We start from the raw sequence: 17,091 nt of genomic DNA on the forward strand, positions 1-17,091 counted from the left end.
GAATAATATGTATCGCTCTTTTTTCTACTCTGCTCCTTAGTTTAGGTTCATTCTTTAACCAAGTGAATAAAAGACGGGTTTTATTAGTTATTGTTTAAATATCGGAGCTACGACATCAGATTTGATCGATAAAAAGAAGAGCCTCAATTAAGAGACTCCTACAAAGTTTGTGCCTTTTAGGTTATATAAATCGAATAATTGCCGCATCCGCTCCATATATAGATTCTGCAAGTGTAACCTCTTAACTCCCAAGTCATAGCCAGCAAAGATATCTTCAAGTTCTTGCTGCGTGTAGAAAAGTCTAATAAATATTTCCTCTTCATCAGTGGCAAATCCAATATTCTGTTCCTTGTATTCCTGAAGCCTTTGCTTGTGACGTTTCTCAGCCTTTTTCATGATATTTACCTTGCGTTTTAGCACATAGTTTTAGCACATAGTCAGCTTCATTTTCATTTTCTTTTGGTCACAACAAAAAACCTCCTATACCGAAAGTGATATAAGCCAATAACAGGTGTAATTTCTTACGTGACCGTTATACTGACCGTTTCACTAAACGATATAAGAGGTTGATTTGACGGGCTTTACACCCGATTTCTTAGCGTCCCAGGAGAGATTCGAACTCCCGACCGACGGCTTAGAAGGCCGTTGCTCTATCCGGCTGAGCTACTGGGACATGAAAATCAAATTGTTCTGCTGATCATTTTACCATGATTTCAGCAAATTGACAATATAGTCATCCGATAAAAAAGGCCAGCGGCATCAGTTTTCACTCTGATGTCACCAGCTCTTTTTTTATACGTCCCAGGAGAGATTCGAACTCCCGACCGACGGCTTAGAAGGCCGTTGCTCTATCCAGCTGAGCTACTGGGACAGCTTTTGCTTTATGTATCAGCGACAAGATTTATTATATACAGGTTCAAATCATAAGTCAATATTTTTTTAAAAACTTTTGATGGGGAAGAATGAAATCTCCCCCATCACTTGTTAAAAACTGATTGTATTCCCAAAGTCCTTCAATTCCCGACCCGTTTCATCGTAAAATGTCACGGCGCCTTCTCTTTCTGTAAGAGTAAGAATGGCATAGCTTTTCACATTGCGGACTCTCGGAAGACGGATGCTGCCCGGATTAATCAAAAGCTTGCCCCGAAGCTCTTCACTCCCGGCAATATGTGAATGGCCGAAGCAGACGATATCCGCCCCAAGCTCTTCCGCCCGGTAAAAAACAGTTAAAAGTGACTGTTTAATGCCGTGAAGATGCCCGTGAACGGCCAGAATTTTCTTTGAACCTGCGTCCAGAAGAAGTTCATCCTGAAACCCGCCGCCAAAGTCGCAATTGCCTTTTACCGTGTGAAACGGCGTAAGCGCCGGATGTGCGGCGTCAAGCTCTGAATCACCGCAATGAATCATCAGATCCGCTTCGTCTTCGTGCCGCTTTGCAATCGTCTCCAGCTCGTCTTCAAGGCCGTGACTGTCACTTATTATCAGCACTTTCATTGCATACGCTCCCCCTTATGAATCAAGCAGCTTTGACAGTTTCTTGAGCGCCTCAGCCCTGTGGCTGATTTTGTTTTTCTCAGCGCTTGTCAGCTGGGCCATGGTTTTATCTTTATCTTTTACAATAAAAATGGGATCATAGCCGAACCCGTTATCCCCCTCGGGTCCTTCCGCAATATACCCTTCAACATGACCTTCGACCGTTTTTGTTTCCTGCCCCGGCATGCTGACGGCAAGGGCGCAGCGGAAACGGGCTGTGCGCTGCTCTTTTTCGATGCCTTTTAATTCTGACAGCACCTTGTCCATATTCGCTTTATCATCTTTTGCTTCTCCGGCATAACGGGCTGAATAAACGCCCGGTCTGCCTCCAAGGTTGTCCACTGATAAACCGGAGTCGTCTGCAATGACCATTTTGTTGACGGCTTTTGCCACGGCTTCCGCTTTTAAGATGGCGTTTTCTTCAAAGGTATGTCCGGTTTCTTCAATTTCTTCCGTAAATCCGATTTCCGCCAAAGAAGAGACGCTGTAGCCTTTCGGTTCGAGTATTTCCTTGAATTCTTTTACTTTTCCCTGATTGTGTGTCGCAATAATGGCTTCTTTCACGGTGATCAGGCCTCTCTTTCTTATTTCAGTTCAGGCAATGTTTCTGCCAGCACTTCTTTTTGCTTTTGAATAAGCGTCTGGATTCCTTTTTCGGCAAGACTTAACAGTCCGTTTAAATCTTCACGGGAGAATGTGGCTTCTTCGCCCGTCCCTTGAAGCTCTACAAAACGTCCGCTTCCCGTCATGATGATATTCATGTCGACTTCAGCCGCCGAATCCTCTTCATAATTCAGATCCAAAAGAAGGCCTTCTTCTTTATCCATCCCGACAGAAATGGCCGCGAGATAATCTGTCACAGGAGAGGTTTTGATAACGCCGCTTTTTACGAGTTTGCCGATCGCAATGGCCATTGCCAAGAAGGCGCCGGTAATGGAAGCCGTTCTTGTTCCGCCGTCAGCTTGAATGACGTCACAGTCGATCCAGATCGTGCGTTCGCCAAGCTTCTCCAAATCAACGACGGCCCGGAGCGCGCGCCCGATCAGCCGCTGAATTTCCATCGTTCTGCCGGAGACCTTTCCTTTTGAAGATTCTCTTATCGTTCTTTGATTCGTCGCGCGGGGAAGCATGCTGTATTCCGCTGTGATCCAGCCTTTTCCTCCGCCGCGTAAAAATGGCGGCACCCGGTCTTCCACAGATGCATTACAGATGACCTTCGTATTTCCCGCTGTAATTAAAACAGAGCCTTCCGGGTGAGTGATAAAATCCAAATCAAATGTGATAGGGCGCAGCTCATCGTGCTGTCTTCCGTCGTGTCTCATATTTTACCTCCGATTATATGTACATAAACCTTTTGTTCCGGATTGTGAATAAAGAAAGAGGCAGCCGGAACGCTAACCTCTTTTTTACTAGTATATCAAAAATCGCAAATTAAAAACTACCCGTATTCACTTGTGACGGCCTCGAAACAGGTTTTGAAAGGGATTCTCCTTTTTCATTCACCAGTTCTGATTTTCCGTTTACTTTTATAGAAACACTTTTAATCGACGGCTGTTCGGTTAACGTGAGAACGATGCTGTCCAATACGCCCGATGATACCATTTTTGTTTTTTCGTCGGCGCTTCCGTAAATGGAGCTGTTAAAGTCCAGTGTAACCTGGCCGTCTTTCACTTTCGGCTTGCTGAGAAGCTTAACATCGTTATTAAAGTCCGTCAAAAGCCCGCTTGCTTTGCCCGGTCCGTCGGCGAGCTGTTCAACGGCAGCGGTGATGTCATTTGTTTCCGAATTGTCAATCCGCTTTGTGACAGGCACGTAGTATTCGCTTGTCTCTGTTTCCGCCAGATAATAGACAGTCAGCGGATGGGTGTCTGTCAGATCATTCACTCCGGCCGTTTCAATATTAACCCCGTCTTTTCTGCTTAAGTCGCCCGTAATCGGAGTGCCGCCCACAGGCATTTCTTTCAGTTCGTGCCCGTTGATTCTGATTTTAACTTTATCTATTGAGCTGAATTGGGTAAGCGTCCATGTAATCGATTGCAGGATTTTTTGTTCGTCTTCTTTTTTATAGTTTTTAAATTCCTTCGAAAAATCAGCGACGGCAGTGCCGTCTTTTTTAATATCGACATTTACCGTCGTATCCGCAGGGAGCACAGCTCTGAAGCCGTTCGGCAGGATTTCTGACACAGGCCCTCCCTGAACCAAATACTCAAGGGCCTGCTTTGCGGTTCCCTCACTGTTCGGAAGAGGCAGTGTCTGTGCTGCGACATAGCCGTTTTTATCAATCAGATACAGCTCTCGCATGACTGTATTGGCCGGCTGGTCGGCTTTAGAAGTGCCGTTTTTCTCTGACTGCTTTGGTTTTGCCTGAATTCCCGCTTCATCCTTTACATATGAAATGTCTTGAGGCGGGTCAATTTCCCCGGCTGTTTTATCGGATTGAAACAAACCGCATCCAGATAACACAAAAGCCGAAGTAAGACATGTTGCAGCAATGACTGCAGGTCCTTTTTTCAGCATACTTTTCCCTCCTAAGGCTGTTTGTACTATGATGTATACGAGCCCTGTCCGGGAAATAGACCGGGAAGCGCAAAAAAACCCGCCGTAAACAGCGGGTTTTTTTGATTTATTTTCTGACCGGCTCTTGAAGGGAGATGCACTCGACATGGCCGATTTCGTGGCCGAACCAGTCTTCGGCAATTTTTGCGAAACCGTTCCGCTCTCCCGTTGTAAGAAATTGATGCTCCGGTGCATGTTTCGATTGGTTTAACAAACCTTTATAAGACAAGATGGTGCTCACTTCTCTCGCCGTCTCGTCTCCGGAGGAAATGATTTTCACATGCTCTCCCATATAGTTCTGAATCGGATCTTTTAAAATCGGATAATGCGTACATCCTAAAATCAAGGTGTCAATTGATGTACCTTTTAAAGGCTCAAGCGATGCTTCAACCGCTTCCTCCGCTGATTCCTGAAGAAACCGTCCGCTTTCCACAAACGGCACGAGCAGCGGACAAGCCGTGTTCTTAACTTGAAGTTCTGCGTTTAATCCGAGCAGCGCCTGCTCATACGCTCTGCTTTTAATGGTATTGACCGTGCCGATGACGCCGATATGCTGGTTTTTCGTGACCTTTATCGCCGTTCTTGCACCCGGCTGAATGACGCCGACAACCGGAATATCCGTTTTGCGCTGAATATCCTCCAAGGCAATGGCCGTGGCCGTATTGCAGGCGATTACGAGCATTTTGATATGGTGGTTTTCCAGCAGGTAATCGGTCATTTCCCACGTGTATTGAAGAACTTCTTCTTCAGGACGCGGGCCGTACGGGCAGCGTTTTGTATCTCCCACATAGATGATATTTTCCTTCGGTAGCTGTCTCATGATTTCCTTAGCAACGGTTAACCCGCCAACCCCGGAATCAATGACTCCTATCGGCTGTTCCAACAAAATCGCCTCATTTTCTTTTCATTTCATGCTGCAGTTTCAATAATGATTTTTCGAAAGCGGCTGTTTCTTCTTCGGAAAATGTCGCAAACATATCCCGCAAATAAGCCTGTCTTTTCAAAATCACTTCTTGGATAATGCGCTCTCCTTCAGCGAGAAGATGAATTCTGACGACCCGTCTGTCAGCCGGGTCTTTCACCCGCTCGACAAGCTTATTTTTTTCCATGCGGTCTATCAGATCCGTCGTCGTGCTGCAAGCCAAATACATTTTGCCTGATAATTCGCCTATTGTCATATCCCCCAATTCATAAAGCCATTGAAGCCCCACGAATTGCGGCGGTGTAATTGCATATTGGTTAAGGATTTCTCTTCCTTTTTGTTTAATGATCGCAGCGATATGGCGGAGTGATTTTTCGATATCCGCAACATGCTCTACAGATTTTGATGTCATTTGTCCATCCCTCACTCAAGGATCTTTCTGGGCTATGCGCTCCGTGTCTATTTTCCTTCTTTTTTTAAGAAAATGCAAGACTGACGGAGAAAAAGGAAAAACCGGGATTTTCACCGCATGCCCATCAGCCCGGGCGCCAACGCAAATAACCGGCTCCTTCTCGAAAAGAAGGAAAACCGGCAAGAATCAGAGCTCTAGCTCACCCATTCTAAGAAGCTCGACAACAGCTTGCGAACGCCCTTTCACACCTAACTTCTGCATGGCATTTGAAATGTGATTCCGTACAGTTTTTTCACTGATAAATAGCTCGCTTGCAATTTCCTTTGTTGTCTTGTCTTGAACGAGCAATTCGAATACTTCTCTTTCTCTTTTGGTCAGCAGCGGCTTTGATTGAAAATCTTTCTCCTTCAAGTATTGTAACCCTCCTTGCTAAGGTGAGAGCGAATCTGAAACGAATGGGTTTATATAGTCAAGATATCATATGTAAAGGGCGCTTCGGAGGTGACGTCTCTTAGAGAAATAGTTATCCGTTCAGGCGAGCAGAATGCCTTTCTCCCGCTCCGTCCAGCTGACCGCTTTGCCGCTTTTCTTCGACACTTGAACCATAACGACGGAACCTGTAAAGCACGGCAGGCCCGACTCATTTTCTCCAAGGTAATGAAGGGTGACGGACGCATTTCCGGCAGCGCTTGCTTTCACATAAATCCGCAGATTTTCATACGGCATCACCTGACGCATATAGTCGCACTGCTGGCTTGCGACGACCGTCATCGTTTCCGAGTTTTGCGCCGTTATGCCTCGCTGTTTGAAATAAGCGATCCGCGCTTCTTCAAAATAGATGAAAGGGGTTACATTATTCATATGGCCGAACATATCCGTTTCTGAAAAACGAACCGATACTTCAGTAAAGAAAGAAAACGACTGTCTCCATTCTTCAAACGGGACATCAATATATTGCGGTTGTTTCATCACCTTCAGCTCCTTATAAAAAAACCTCTCCCGTGCGGAAGAGGCTCTTTTTCTCTTTCTTATACTCTGTCGCTTCCGAAGAAATTACGGAATGCTTGTAAATTGGTATCTCTGTTCAAAGCGGCGATTGAAGTCGTAAGCGGAATGCCTTTCGGGCAGGATTGAACACAGTTTTGTGAATTCCCGCAATCTCCGAGGCCGCCGTCTGTCATTAACGCTTCTAAACGTTCTGCTTTGTTCATCGCGCCCGTCGGATGGGCGTTAAACAGACGCACTTGCGACATCGGGGCAGGCCCCATGAATTTCGACTTGCTGTTGACGTTCGGGCAGGCTTCGAGGCAGACGCCGCATGTCATGCATTTAGACAATTCATATGCCCACTGGCGGCGTTTTTCCGGCATTCTCGGCCCCGGCCCCAAATCGTAAGTTCCGTCAATCGGCACCCATGCTTTCACTTTTTTCAGTGAATCAAACATTCTGCTGCGGTCAACCTGAAGGTCACGGACAACCGGGAATGTTTTCATCGGTTTCAGACGGATCGGCTGTTCCAGCTTATCAATCAGCGCCGTACATGACTGGCGCGGTCTCCCGTTGATGACCATGGAGCAGGCGCCGCATACTTCTTCAAGACAGTTCATGTCCCATGCGACCGGAGTGGTTTTCTCTCCTTTTGCATTCACGGGATTTCTGCGGATTTCCATCAGGGCGGAAATCACGTTCAGGTTCGGGCGGTAATTGATTTCGAATTCTTCATCGTATGGCGCGCTTTCGGGCGTATCCTGACGTGTAATGATAAACCGTATCTTTTTCTCACTCATGATTATTTCGCCACCTTCTTCTTCGAGTAGTCGCGTTTACGGGGCGCAATCAGTGATACATCGACATCCTGATATTCAAATTCCGGAGCTTCAAACGGACCGGCATGTTTCGCCATCGTCGTTTTGAGCCACTCATCGTCATTTCTTTCAGGGAAATCCGGTTTATAGTGCGCTCCCCGGCTTTCATTTCGGTTATATGCGCCGAGCGTGATGACTCTGGCAAGCTGAAGCATATTGGAGAACTGGCGGGTGAACATCGCCCCTTGGTTGCTCCATTTTGTCGTATCGTTGATATTGATTTTCTTAAAGCGTTCCATCAGCTCTTGGATTTTGTCATCCGTTTTCAAAAGCTTGTCGTTGTGGCGGACCACCGTGACGTTGGCCGTCATCCATTCTCCGAGCTCACGGTGAAGCACGTAGGCATTTTCGTCGCCGTCCATCTTCATAATATCGGCCCATTTTTCTTCTTCTTTTTTCACATAGGAATCAAATAATGAAGAAGGCAGGTCTTCCGCTGATGTTTCAAGTCCGGAAACATATTTCACCGCATTCGGTCCGGCCACCATTCCTCCGTAGATGGCGGAAAGCAGAGAGTTCGCCCCTAAACGGTTTCCTCCGTGCATTGAATAATCACATTCTCCCGCTGCGAACAGTCCGCGGATGCTTGTCATCTGATCATAATCAACCCACAGTCCGCCCATCGAATAGTGAACGGCAGGGAAAATTTTCATCGGAAGCTTGCGCGGGTCATCGCCCATGAATTTTTCATAGATTTCGATAATGCCGCCAAGCTTAACGTCAAGCTCTTTCGGATCTTTGTGCGACAGATCGAGATACACCATGTTTTCACCGTTGATGCCGAGTTTCTGATTCACGCACACGTCAAAGATTTCACGTGTCGCAATATCCCGCGGCACGAGGTTTCCGTAAGCCGGATATTTTTCCTCAAGGAAGTACCAAGGTTTTCCGTCTTTATACGTCCAGACTCTTCCGCCCTCGCCGCGCGCCGATTCACTCATCAGACGCAGTTTATCGTCCCCCGGGATTGCTGTCGGGTGAATTTGGATAAATTCGCCGTTTGCATAATAAGCGCCCTGCTGATAAACGATTGATGCGGCAGATCCCGTGTTGATCATGCTGTTTGTTGATTTGCCGAATACGATTCCGGGACCTCCTGTCGCCATAATAACGGCGTCAGAACGGAATGACTCGATTTGCATATTGGTCAGATTTTGGGCTACGATACCGCGGCATGTGCGCTCATCGTCAAGAACGGCGCCGAGGAATTCCCAGCCTTCGTATTTTGTGACGAGACCCGCCACTTCATATCTGCGCACCTGCTCGTCCAGTGCGTAAAGAAGCTGCTGACCCGTCGTCGCTCCCGCGTATGCGGTTCTGTGATGCTGTGTACCCCCGAAACGGCGGAAGTCCAAGAGCCCTTCCGGCGTTCTGTTAAACATAACCCCCATGCGGTCCAATAAGTGGATAATGGACGGCGCCGCTTCACACATCGCTTTTACAGGAGGCTGGTTTGCCAAAAAGTCGCCTCCGTATACCGTGTCATCAAAATGCTCAAACGGAGAGTCTCCTTCCCCTTTTGTGTTGACAGCTCCGTTTATCCCGCCCTGCGCGCAGACCGAGTGAGAGCGTTTGACCGGAACGATGGAAAACAATTTAACGGCCGTGCCTGATTCCGCTGCTTTAATTGTCGCCATGAGGCCGGCAAGACCCCCGCCGACTACGATAATGCTTGATTGACTCATGATAGCCCCTCTCCCTCTAGTAATCTAGTTCTCTTACACAAACGCAAAAATCGCTTTTAAACCTACGTATGAAAGCGCTAAAAATATAATCAGCGTCACGTAAGTCGAAATTCTTTGAGAACGCGGCGTGACCGTGATCCCCCATGTGACCGCAAAAGACCATAAGCCGTTTGAAAAGTGAAAAATGACCGATAAAACGCCTACAATGTAAAAACCGAGCATAAACGGCGAGCTCAAAATATTCGCCATCATATCGAAGTTGACTTCAGCGCCCATCTGCGCGGCAATCCGCGTCTGCCATACATGCCAGCTGACGAAAATAAGGGTGAGAATACCAGTGACACGCTGAAGCACAAACATCCAGTTTCTGAAATAACTGTAGTGGCCAGCGTTGTTTTTCGCAGTAAATGCTATGTACACACCGTAAACCGCATGATAAATTAAAGGTAAGAAAATAATAAAAATTTCTAACGCATACCTGAACGGCAGACTGTCCATAAAGCCGGCCGCCTTGTTAAACGCATCCGCTCCCCTTGCGGCAAATTGGTTGACGACTAAATGCTGGATCAAAAAGATGCCGACCGGAATAACACCGAGCAAGGAATGCAATCTTCGAAAATAAAACTCTCTGTTCCCAGACATTACTTTACCCCCTGTTTGATTTAAGTGCGAAATGTACTAAAATCTCTGCCCCCACTTCGTTTCAATTGTAAGCACTTTATTAAAATTTATTGACAATTTCATTTTACTCCTCCCTCAAAAGGGCGTCAAGAAAACGTGTACATAAATTATAATTTTCGGAATTGATTATTTGACGGGAAAATTTTATTTTCCTGCGATATCTTTCTCACATTTTTTCTCGTGTTTTATAGGATCATCCTGTAATCCTCCCCCCTGTTTAAGCTATAATAAACGAAGGAGAGAGGGGAATACATAATATGAAGAATAATTATGAAGCAGCTTTAGAACCTTTAACTGAACTCGACGTCAGCGCATACGGCTACGAATTAATCCGGGAAATCGTGCTTCCGGATATCCTCGGCCCGGAGTATTCATCCATGATGTATTGGGCGGGGAAACGCCTCGCCCGCAAATTTCCTCTTCAATCGTGGGAAGAAATCCCCGCCTTTTTTGAGAAAGCCGGCTGGGGAACTTTGACAAACGCAGGATCAAAAAAACAAGAACTGGAATTTGAACTGGAAGGACCGCTCGTATCCAGCAGACTCAAACATCAGAAAGAGCCTTGTTTTCAGCTTGAAGCCGGTTTTATAGCTGAACAGATTCAATTGATGAACGATCAGATTGCAGAATCTTATGAACAGGTAAAAAAGAGAGCGGATAAAGTCGTTCTGACTGTAAAATGGGATATGAAGGACCCTGTATAATTGAAAAAAGGCGGTGACTCCAAGTCCCGCCTTTTTGCCTGCCCGTTTATACGGCAGACGGCTGTTTAGAAAGCTCAAATGCATCATGAAGCGCTTCGACCGCTTTCACCATATCATTTTCACTGACAACCGCTGATACTTTTATTTCAGATGTGCTCACCATTTTGACTTGTACATTTTTTTCCGCCAGTACGGCAAACATGTCCGCGGCGACGCCGGGATTTGAAACCATGCCGGACCCGACAATAGAGACTTTCGCCAGTTTTCTTTCGGTTTCAATTTTTTCATAGTCAAGCGCGTTTTTATATTCTTCAAGCACGGCGACCGTTTGCGCGGCATCTTCCGTTTTCACTGAGAAAGAAATATCCGCTTCCCCATCGTCCGACTGAGTCTGAATAATAATGTCAACGTTGATGTTTCGTTTTGCCAGCGCGGTGAAAATTGTTGAAAGTGTTGTCAATCCGCTTGCAAGGCCCGTAACGGACACCCTTGTGATCTGGTCTTCAAATGCAATTCCTCTGACGATTAAATTCTGCTCCATTGATGATTCCTCCTCAATTAATGTTCCAGCTTCATATTCTGTGCTTGACCGCACTTCTAAAGGCACTTGGTAGTTTTTCGCGAACTCAACCGCCCGCGGGTGAAGAACACCCGCTCCTAGATTTGCAAGCTCCAGCATTTCATCATAAGAAATCCCCGCCAGTTTTCTCGCTGACCGGACATACCGCGGATCTGTCGTAAATACGCCCGGAACATCTGTATAAATGTCGCATTTATCCGCTTCCAGCGCTGCTGCAAGAGCGACCGCCGTCGTATCGGAACCGCCCCGTCCGAGCGTCGTGATGCCTCCGTCTTCCGTTATGCCCTGAAAACCGGCAACGACTGTGATTTTGCCTTCTGCAAGCTGCGAACGAATCGCCGTAATATCAATATCCGTAATTCTCGCATTGCCGTGAACGGCTTCCGTGCGGACACCCGCCTGCCAGCCCGTATAAGAGACGGCGTCATATCCTTTTTCCTGAAGCGCCATGGCCAAAAGCGAAATCGTGACCTGCTCTCCCGTAGACAAAAGCATATCCATCTCGCGTCTGCTTGGTGCAGATGTGATTTCAGCCGCGAGGTTAACGAGCGCGTCGGTTGATTTTCCCATTGCCGAAACGACGACTACGACATCATGACCTTTTTGCTTTTCAGCAATGGCGCGATTTGCGGCATTTTGAATTTTTTCGGCAGAGCCGACGGAAGTGCCTCCGAATTTTTGTACGATAAGACCCATACTAGACCACCCTTTACATTTTGGTTCGTGCGGGTGAGGAGAAAAGAGCGTTTTGTCCACAATAAAAAAAGCAATGAGAGGAATAGCTCTCATTGCTTTTTCATATCATTACGATTGATTATGAACAACGAGATAGCCCTCCAAGAAAATGAATTCTTGACAACCTTACATTTATTCAATGCAAGGCCAGCAAATCACACCGATGGGATGTGATACACTTCGGCGACGCTCCCCTTTCAGCCTTTTTCGCAGAATCCATCATTCTCCAAAGGCTTACTATTGAAGTTCGCACCTCTATCTTCACCATATAACACGATCTTATGAAATTAGTTCACATTCTAGCAGATTTTTCAGAAAAGCACAATACTATTTTTTTAATTTTTCAAACAGCAGCTGGGCCGCCGCGGCCGGCACACCCGCTTTTTTGATATCGTCAAGGCTTGCTTCCTTCATCTTTTTGACAGATCCGAAATGTTTTAAGAGCATTTTTTTGCGTTTTTCGCCGATTCCGGGGATATCATCCAGAACGGATTGAAAGGCGCTTTTTCCCCGGATCTGTCTGTGAAAGCTGATCGCAAAACGGTGAACTTCGTCCTGAATGCGCTGAAGCAGGTAAAACTCTTGGCTGTTCCGCTCCAGAAACACCGGTTCAAGCGGGTCGCCGATCAAAAGGTTGGATGTCCGGTGTTTATCATCTTTCGCCAATCCCGCTACCGGGACATCAAGGCCGAGCTCATTCTCGAGCACGTCGCGCGCCGCGTTAATCTGCCCTTTTCCGCCGTCAATGATGATTAAATCCGGCAGCGGAAGGTTTTCGCGAAGCACCCTCGTGTATCTTCTTCTGACGACTTCCCTCATTGAGCCGTAATCATCAGGCCCTGTTACGGTTTTAATTTTATATTTGCGGTATTCCTTTTTATTCGGTTTTCCGTCAATAAAGACAATCATGGCCGATACGGGGTTTGTGCCTTGAATATTGGAGTTGTCAAACGCTTCAATCCGATGCGGCGTATAAATATTCAGCGCTTCGCCGAGCCGTTCGGCTGCACCGATTGACCGTTCCTCATCCCGCTCGATTAACGAGAATTTTTCCCGCAGGGCGATTTTCGCATTTTTGTGCGCAAGCAGAAGCAGCTCTTTTTTCGGGCCTTTTTTCGGCTGATGCACGGCGGTTTCCAACAACTCGGTGATCATGTCCCTGTCAACGCTGTCAGGCACCAGAATTTCCTTAGGCAGAAAGTGATTGTTTTTAGAGTAGAACTGGCCGATGAAGGTCAGAAATTCTTCATCCGCTTCCTGATACATCGGAAACATGCTGACGTCGCGTTCGATCAGTTTTCCTTGGCGTATGAAAAAGACTTGGACGCACATCCAGCCTTTATCGTAGGCATATGCAAACACATCGCGGTCCAGAAGGTCATTCATGGTCATTTTTTGCTTCTCCATCGTCGATTCGATGTGAGCAAGCTGGTCGCGGAATTCTTTAGCCCGTTCAAATTCAAGCTTTTCCGCCGCTTCTGCCATTTTCGCTTCGAGCTCTTTTTTGATTTCGTTATGCCCTCCCTTTAAAAAACGGGTAATGTCTTCAACAATCTCGCGGTTTGTCTCCTCAGATATATCCTTTACACATGGGGCGAGGCATTGTCCGAGATGATAATATAGACAGACGCGGTCCGGTAGCTTTGAGCATTTCCTGAGCGGGTAAAGGCGGTCCAGCAGTTTTTTCGTTTCCCGCGCCGCCTGCACATTCGGATACGGGCCGAAATAGCGTCCTTTGTCTTTTTTGACATTCCGGGTGACAATCAGCCGCGGATGGCGTTCATGGGTGATTTTAATAAAGGGATAGGTTTTATCATCTTTCAGCATGACATTGTATTTCGGATCGTATTTTTTAATCAGATTCATTTCCAAAATAAGCGCTTCAAGATTGGAGGAAGTCACGATATATTCAAAGTCCTCAATCTCCGTCACAAGCCGTTGGGTTTTTGCGTCGTGAGAACCGGTGAAATAAGATCGCACCCTGTTTTTCAAGACTTTCGCTTTCCCCACGTAGATGACTGTTTTTTGACGGTCTTTCATTAAATAACAGCCCGGCTGATCGGGAAGGAGGGCCAGTTTTTCTTTCAGTTGTTTATTCATACGTTACCCTTCCTTACATTCATTTCTCGTGTCCATTCAGTGTATCACGAACATTTGTTTTTCTCCATTCTCAGCTTTTGGAAGATCAAAAAAGGCGATTCCCTTTCAAAGGAATCGCCCTGCCGTAACGGAAGCTTTTGGCTTACAGATGTTTGTTTACAAGCTCTTCAAGAGCTTCTTTCGGTTTGAAACCGACAGATGTTTCAACGACTTCTCCGTCTTTCAATACGAGAAGTGTCGGGATGCTCATGACGCCGTATTTACCGGCAGTTTCTTGGTTTTCATCCACGTCGATTTTAACGATTTTCAGTTTGTCTCCCATTTCTTGATCAAGCTCTTCAAGAACGGGCGCGATCATTTTACAAGGTCCGCACCAAGGAGCCCAGAAATCAGCCAATACGACACCTTCACTTGTTTCAGCTGAGAACGATTGATCAGTTGCTTTTACGATAGCCATTTTGTTATTCCTCCAATTGTCAAATGATGATTTTTAGTATAGCATCTCCCATTCGTTCATGCTAATTTAATGCTTATATTATTTTCTCCCGAACCCGCCGGAAATAATCTTTTTTATACAGTGTATTATAACCGGGCGGCAGGCGTTCAAAACTTAAGATGGGCCCGCAGGCAGCGTGATTAATACAACCGCCATCGGAGGAAGCTCCGCCTCAAGTTTTCCGCCCTTTTGAGCAAACCCGGAAAACGGCTTCGGTTTGACGTTTTCCGGACTGCTAAATGTATTGTGGGCATTCATTTTTTCCGCGTGAAGAATCGTTCCCGAAGGCTTCCCTGTCTTTTTCATGCCCCGCAGTTCAATCTTCACATCAGCTTTGTGCAGATGATCGATATTGCAAAGGCTGATATGTATGTCTCCGTTTTGCTGTTTGGACGCTGAAATGCTGACTTGCGGGAGCCGGCCGTCATTCCATTCGTACCCGGCTGCTTTTGTTTCTGTCGCCAAAAGAGAAGCGTCCTGATGCACCTTAAACATATCAAACACATGATACGTCGGCGTCAGCAGCATGTCTTTCCCTTCTGTCAGGATCATTGCCTGAAGCACGTTGACGGTTTGCGCGATATTGGCCATCTGTACGCGGTCTGCATGCTGATGAAAAATGTGAAAATGCGTCGCGGCCACAAGGGCGTCGCGGATCGTATTCTGCTGATACAGAAAGCCCGGATTCGTGCCTGGCTCAGGATCAAGCCACGTGCCCCATTCATCAATGATCAGCCCGACTCTTTTTTCGGGATCGTACTGATCCATGATGGCGCTGTGCCTTGTGATCAATTCATCCATATGCGCCGCTTTTTTCATCGTGATGAACCATTCATCTTCCGTAAACTCCGTCGCTGATCCTTTCCCCTTCCAGAAGTCGCCCGGTATTGTGTAATAATGCAGGCTCAGCCCGTCCATGAGATCAGCGGCTTTTTTCATTAAAGTTTCAGTCCAGCGGTAATCGTCGACATTCGCGCCTCCGGCAATTTTATAGATTTCATTACCGCTGTAATTGCGGACATAGGTTTGAAAGTTTCTGTAAAGGTCGGCATAATACTCAGGATGCATGTTTCCGCCGCAGCCCCAGTTCTCATTCCCTATTCCGAAATATGTCAGCTTCCACGGTTTTTCCCGCCCGTTTTCTTTTCTCCAGTCGGACATCGGCGTGCCCGCTTCAAACGTCATGTATTCAATCCAATCAGCCATTTCTTTAACCGTTCCGCTGCCGACGTTTCCGGCGATGTACGGTTCGCAGCCGAGCAGTTCACAAAGCATCATAAACTCGTGCGTGCCGAATTCATTGGAATCAATCGTCCCGCCCCAATGGGTATTCAGCATGGTTTTGCGTTTCCCTACGCCGTTTGCCCAATGGTATTCATCTGCAAAGCAGCCGCCCGGCCATCTGAGGACGGGAATCTGAAGCTGTTTGAGGGCGGCGGCGACATCCGTCCTGACCCCGCCGGTATTCGGAATATCGGAATCTTTTCCGACCCAGATGCCCTCATATATGCCTCTTCCCAGGTGTTCCGCGAAATGTCCGTATATGTTTTTATTAATGGTTCCCCGTGTGATATCAGTTTGAATGACTGCCGTATTGTGAGACAAACTTGATCATTCCTTTCCCTTAATAAGAATGAAAGCACTACAGCCGATCTATGTATCTGGGATGTATGCTGAATGGATAAGTTTGTAAGCGCTTTACAAAAGCTTATTATATTGGTTCGTACATGTCAATCTCTTATTTTATCAACCTTTAATTTGTACGAACCAATTAACACAAATTAAAACCCTCTGACAAATAAGCCAGAGGGTTTATGATTATGAATGAATATTGGCATTTTTAAATTCCTGCGTCAGAAGCGGAACCACTTCGAACAAATCGCCGACAATTCCGTAGTCCGCTATTTTAAATATTTCCGCTTCCGGGTCTTTGTTAATGGCAACAATGACCTTACTGTTTGACATGCCCGCCAAGTGCTGAATCGCTCCGGAAATGCCGCAGGCGATATACAAATCCGGCGTGACGACTTTTCCCGTCTGGCCGATTTGAAGAGAATAATCGCAATAGTCCGCGTCACACGCGCCGCGTGAAGCGCCCACCGCTGCTCCGAGCACCTCGGCAAGTTCTTTTAACGGTTCAAATCCATCTTTGCTTTTTACACCGCGGCCGCCTGCTACGATAATTTTCGCTTCTGATAAATCCACGCCGTCCGCCGTTTTTTTGACTACTTCTTCAATGACCGTCCGCAAATCTGCCGGCGGCGGCGCAAGCTCTTCAATATCACCCGTCCGGTTCGCGTCTTTTTCTAATGCCTGAATATTATTCGGACGAATTGTCGCCATAATGAACGGATCGGTTGAAATTACCTGTTCAAAGGCTTTGCCGGAATAGATCGGTCTTGTAAAAACGATGTTGTCTCCGGTAACGCTTACATCCGTGCTGTCTGAAATCAGCCCCGTTTCAAACCGGGCCGCAAGCTTAGGTGACAAATCTTTTCCCATAGAAGTGTGGCCGAAAATGACCGCATCAGGCTTTTCATTTTCGATCAAATCCCCGAGAACCGCGGCATATCCGTCCGCCGTATACTGAGAAAGCCCCGGCGAATCGGCCGTAAATACTTTGTCGGCGCCGTACTGAATGAGTTCTGGTGCTGCATCAGCTGCGCCTTTTCCCATCAGCACGCCGATGACATTTCCTCCGCCGGAAATGGTTTTGCCTGCGGCTATGGCTTCAAAGGTGACGTTCCGTAAGGCGCCGTCACGAATTTCTCCGAGTACGATCACTTTTTTTCCCATTCTGACATCCCCCAGTTTCTTTAATA

Annotated in this window: 18 protein-coding genes, 2 tRNA genes and 1 riboswitch; of the genes, 1 reads left to right on the forward strand and 19 read right to left on the reverse strand. The window is 46.8% G+C overall.

Translation table 11 applies throughout. The features are described from left to right. Positions 1 to 147: 147 nt before the first annotated feature. The 14 genes from AC1RRX_RS08450 to sdhC all read right to left on the reverse strand — a co-directional run bounded on the left by AC1RRX_RS08450 (position 148) and on the right by sdhC (position 9,615). Positions 148 to 396 (reverse strand): hypothetical protein, encoded by a 249-nt coding sequence (locus tag AC1RRX_RS08450; RefSeq protein ID WP_144464187.1) that lies wholly within the window; start codon positions 394 to 396, stop codon positions 148 to 150. A gap of 203 nt (positions 397 to 599) precedes the next feature. Further along, positions 600 to 673: transfer RNA gene (locus AC1RRX_RS08455), tRNA-Arg, on the reverse strand. A gap of 124 nt (positions 674 to 797) precedes the next feature. Continuing rightward, positions 798 to 871 (reverse strand) — tRNA-Arg (locus AC1RRX_RS08460). A gap of 113 nt (positions 872 to 984) precedes the next feature. Next, positions 985 to 1,494: a YfcE family phosphodiesterase gene (locus AC1RRX_RS08465; protein WP_007408135.1), complete on the reverse strand. Its 510-nt coding sequence runs from the start codon at positions 1,492 to 1,494 to the stop codon at positions 985 to 987. 15 nt (positions 1,495 to 1,509) lie between these two features. After that, on the reverse strand, positions 1,510 to 2,106 hold the full coding sequence (locus AC1RRX_RS08470) for an XTP/dITP diphosphatase (protein ID WP_087920775.1): 597 nt from the start codon (positions 2,104 to 2,106) through the stop codon (positions 1,510 to 1,512). Between the two features lie 11 nt (positions 2,107 to 2,117). Next, complete coding sequence (gene rph / locus AC1RRX_RS08475; RefSeq protein ID WP_007408134.1) at positions 2,118 to 2,855, reverse strand: ribonuclease PH; 738 nt, start codon at positions 2,853 to 2,855, stop codon at positions 2,118 to 2,120. 109 nt (positions 2,856 to 2,964) lie between these two features. Then, positions 2,965 to 4,050 carry a GerMN domain-containing protein gene (locus tag AC1RRX_RS08480; RefSeq protein WP_144464189.1) on the reverse strand — a complete coding sequence of 362 codons (1,086 nt, stop codon included), beginning with the start codon at positions 4,048 to 4,050 and terminating at the stop codon, positions 2,965 to 2,967. 106 nt (positions 4,051 to 4,156) lie between these two features. Then, positions 4,157 to 4,975 carry a glutamate racemase gene (gene racE, locus AC1RRX_RS08485; protein ID WP_108724798.1) on the reverse strand — a complete coding sequence of 273 codons (819 nt, stop codon included), beginning with the start codon at positions 4,973 to 4,975 and terminating at the stop codon, positions 4,157 to 4,159. Between the two features lie 7 nt (positions 4,976 to 4,982). Beyond that, positions 4,983 to 5,423, reverse strand: a complete 441-nt coding sequence (locus AC1RRX_RS08490; protein ID WP_003152580.1) for a MarR family winged helix-turn-helix transcriptional regulator — start codon at positions 5,421 to 5,423, stop codon at positions 4,983 to 4,985. Between the two features lie 186 nt (positions 5,424 to 5,609). Continuing rightward, a complete protein-coding gene (gene gerE / locus AC1RRX_RS08495; RefSeq protein ID WP_003152579.1) occupies positions 5,610 to 5,834 on the reverse strand; it encodes a spore germination transcription factor GerE in 225 nt (74 codons plus the stop codon). A gap of 120 nt (positions 5,835 to 5,954) precedes the next feature. After that, positions 5,955 to 6,392, reverse strand: coding sequence for an acyl-CoA thioesterase (locus AC1RRX_RS08500; RefSeq protein ID WP_007408130.1), 438 nt, complete (start codon positions 6,390 to 6,392; stop codon positions 5,955 to 5,957). Positions 6,393 to 6,451: 59 nt separating this feature from the next. Beyond that, on the reverse strand, positions 6,452 to 7,210 hold the full coding sequence (gene sdhB, locus AC1RRX_RS08505; protein WP_003152575.1) for a succinate dehydrogenase iron-sulfur subunit: 759 nt from the start codon (positions 7,208 to 7,210) through the stop codon (positions 6,452 to 6,454). A 2-nt stretch (positions 7,211 to 7,212) separates the two neighbouring features. Next, positions 7,213 to 8,973 (reverse strand): succinate dehydrogenase flavoprotein subunit, encoded by a 1,761-nt coding sequence (gene sdhA, locus AC1RRX_RS08510; protein WP_007408129.1) that lies wholly within the window; start codon positions 8,971 to 8,973, stop codon positions 7,213 to 7,215. 33 nt (positions 8,974 to 9,006) lie between these two features. Further along, positions 9,007 to 9,615: a succinate dehydrogenase cytochrome B558 gene (sdhC, locus tag AC1RRX_RS08515; RefSeq protein WP_003152571.1), complete on the reverse strand. Its 609-nt coding sequence runs from the start codon at positions 9,613 to 9,615 to the stop codon at positions 9,007 to 9,009. A gap of 296 nt (positions 9,616 to 9,911) precedes the next feature. Here sdhC and AC1RRX_RS08520 point away from each other — a divergent pair, with 296 nt between their 5' ends. Continuing rightward, positions 9,912 to 10,358 (forward strand): YslB family protein, encoded by a 447-nt coding sequence (locus AC1RRX_RS08520; protein WP_007408128.1) that lies wholly within the window; start codon positions 9,912 to 9,914, stop codon positions 10,356 to 10,358. A gap of 46 nt (positions 10,359 to 10,404) precedes the next feature. Here AC1RRX_RS08520 and AC1RRX_RS08525 read toward each other — a convergent pair whose 3' ends face one another. The 5 genes from AC1RRX_RS08525 to AC1RRX_RS08545 all read right to left on the reverse strand — a co-directional run bounded on the left by AC1RRX_RS08525 (position 10,405) and on the right by AC1RRX_RS08545 (position 17,065). Beyond that, positions 10,405 to 11,634 carry an aspartate kinase gene (locus AC1RRX_RS08525; RefSeq protein ID WP_039254317.1) on the reverse strand — a complete coding sequence of 410 codons (1,230 nt, stop codon included), beginning with the start codon at positions 11,632 to 11,634 and terminating at the stop codon, positions 10,405 to 10,407. Positions 11,635 to 11,759: 125 nt separating this feature from the next. Continuing rightward, positions 11,760 to 11,939, reverse strand: a riboswitch (Lysine riboswitch). A 61-nt stretch (positions 11,940 to 12,000) separates the two neighbouring features. Next, complete coding sequence (uvrC, locus tag AC1RRX_RS08530) at positions 12,001 to 13,773, reverse strand: excinuclease ABC subunit UvrC (RefSeq protein ID WP_015417948.1); 1,773 nt, start codon at positions 13,771 to 13,773, stop codon at positions 12,001 to 12,003. Positions 13,774 to 13,915: 142 nt separating this feature from the next. Further along, positions 13,916 to 14,230: a thioredoxin gene (trxA, locus tag AC1RRX_RS08535; RefSeq protein WP_003152560.1), complete on the reverse strand. Its 315-nt coding sequence runs from the start codon at positions 14,228 to 14,230 to the stop codon at positions 13,916 to 13,918. A 153-nt stretch (positions 14,231 to 14,383) separates the two neighbouring features. After that, positions 14,384 to 15,874: an alpha-N-arabinofuranosidase gene (locus AC1RRX_RS08540; RefSeq protein ID WP_144464191.1), complete on the reverse strand. Its 1,491-nt coding sequence runs from the start codon at positions 15,872 to 15,874 to the stop codon at positions 14,384 to 14,386. A gap of 213 nt (positions 15,875 to 16,087) precedes the next feature. Next, positions 16,088 to 17,065, reverse strand: a complete 978-nt coding sequence (locus tag AC1RRX_RS08545) for an electron transfer flavoprotein subunit alpha/FixB family protein (RefSeq protein WP_020956166.1) — start codon at positions 17,063 to 17,065, stop codon at positions 16,088 to 16,090. Between the last annotated feature and the right edge of the window lie 26 nt (positions 17,066 to 17,091).

The sequence above is a fragment of the Bacillus sp. GW821-FHT11D08 genome, from assembly GCF_058808515.1.

Excerpts from the sequence above, each read along its gene's own strand:
- AC1RRX_RS08450 (WP_144464187.1), bottom strand. The coding sequence starts at position 396 with ATGAAAAAGGCTGAGAAACGTCACAAGCAAAGGCTTCAGGAATACAAG.
- AC1RRX_RS08465 (WP_007408135.1), bottom strand. The coding sequence starts at position 1,494 with ATGAAAGTGCTGATAATAAGTGACAGTCACGGCCTTGAAGACGAGCTG.
- rph (WP_007408134.1), bottom strand. The coding sequence starts at position 2,855 with ATGAGACACGACGGAAGACAGCACGATGAGCTGCGCCCTATCACATTT.
- AC1RRX_RS08480 (WP_144464189.1), bottom strand. The coding sequence starts at position 4,050 with ATGCTGAAAAAAGGACCTGCAGTCATTGCTGCAACATGTCTTACTTCG.
- AC1RRX_RS08490 (WP_003152580.1), bottom strand. The coding sequence starts at position 5,423 with ATGACATCAAAATCTGTAGAGCATGTTGCGGATATCGAAAAATCACTC.
- AC1RRX_RS08500 (WP_007408130.1), bottom strand. The coding sequence starts at position 6,392 with ATGAAACAACCGCAATATATTGATGTCCCGTTTGAAGAATGGAGACAG.
- sdhB (WP_003152575.1), bottom strand. The coding sequence starts at position 7,210 with ATGAGTGAGAAAAAGATACGGTTTATCATTACACGTCAGGATACGCCC.
- sdhA (WP_007408129.1), bottom strand. The coding sequence starts at position 8,973 with ATGAGTCAATCAAGCATTATCGTAGTCGGCGGGGGTCTTGCCGGCCTC.
- sdhC (WP_003152571.1), bottom strand. The coding sequence starts at position 9,615 with ATGTCTGGGAACAGAGAGTTTTATTTTCGAAGATTGCATTCCTTGCTC.
- AC1RRX_RS08520 (WP_007408128.1), top strand. The coding sequence starts at position 9,912 with ATGAAGAATAATTATGAAGCAGCTTTAGAACCTTTAACTGAACTCGAC.
- AC1RRX_RS08525 (WP_039254317.1), bottom strand. The coding sequence starts at position 11,634 with ATGGGTCTTATCGTACAAAAATTCGGAGGCACTTCCGTCGGCTCTGCC.
- uvrC (WP_015417948.1), bottom strand. The coding sequence starts at position 13,773 with ATGAATAAACAACTGAAAGAAAAACTGGCCCTCCTTCCCGATCAGCCG.
- trxA (WP_003152560.1), bottom strand. The coding sequence starts at position 14,230 with ATGGCTATCGTAAAAGCAACTGATCAATCGTTCTCAGCTGAAACAAGT.
- AC1RRX_RS08545 (WP_020956166.1), bottom strand. The coding sequence starts at position 17,065 with ATGGGAAAAAAAGTGATCGTACTCGGAGAAATTCGTGACGGCGCCTTA.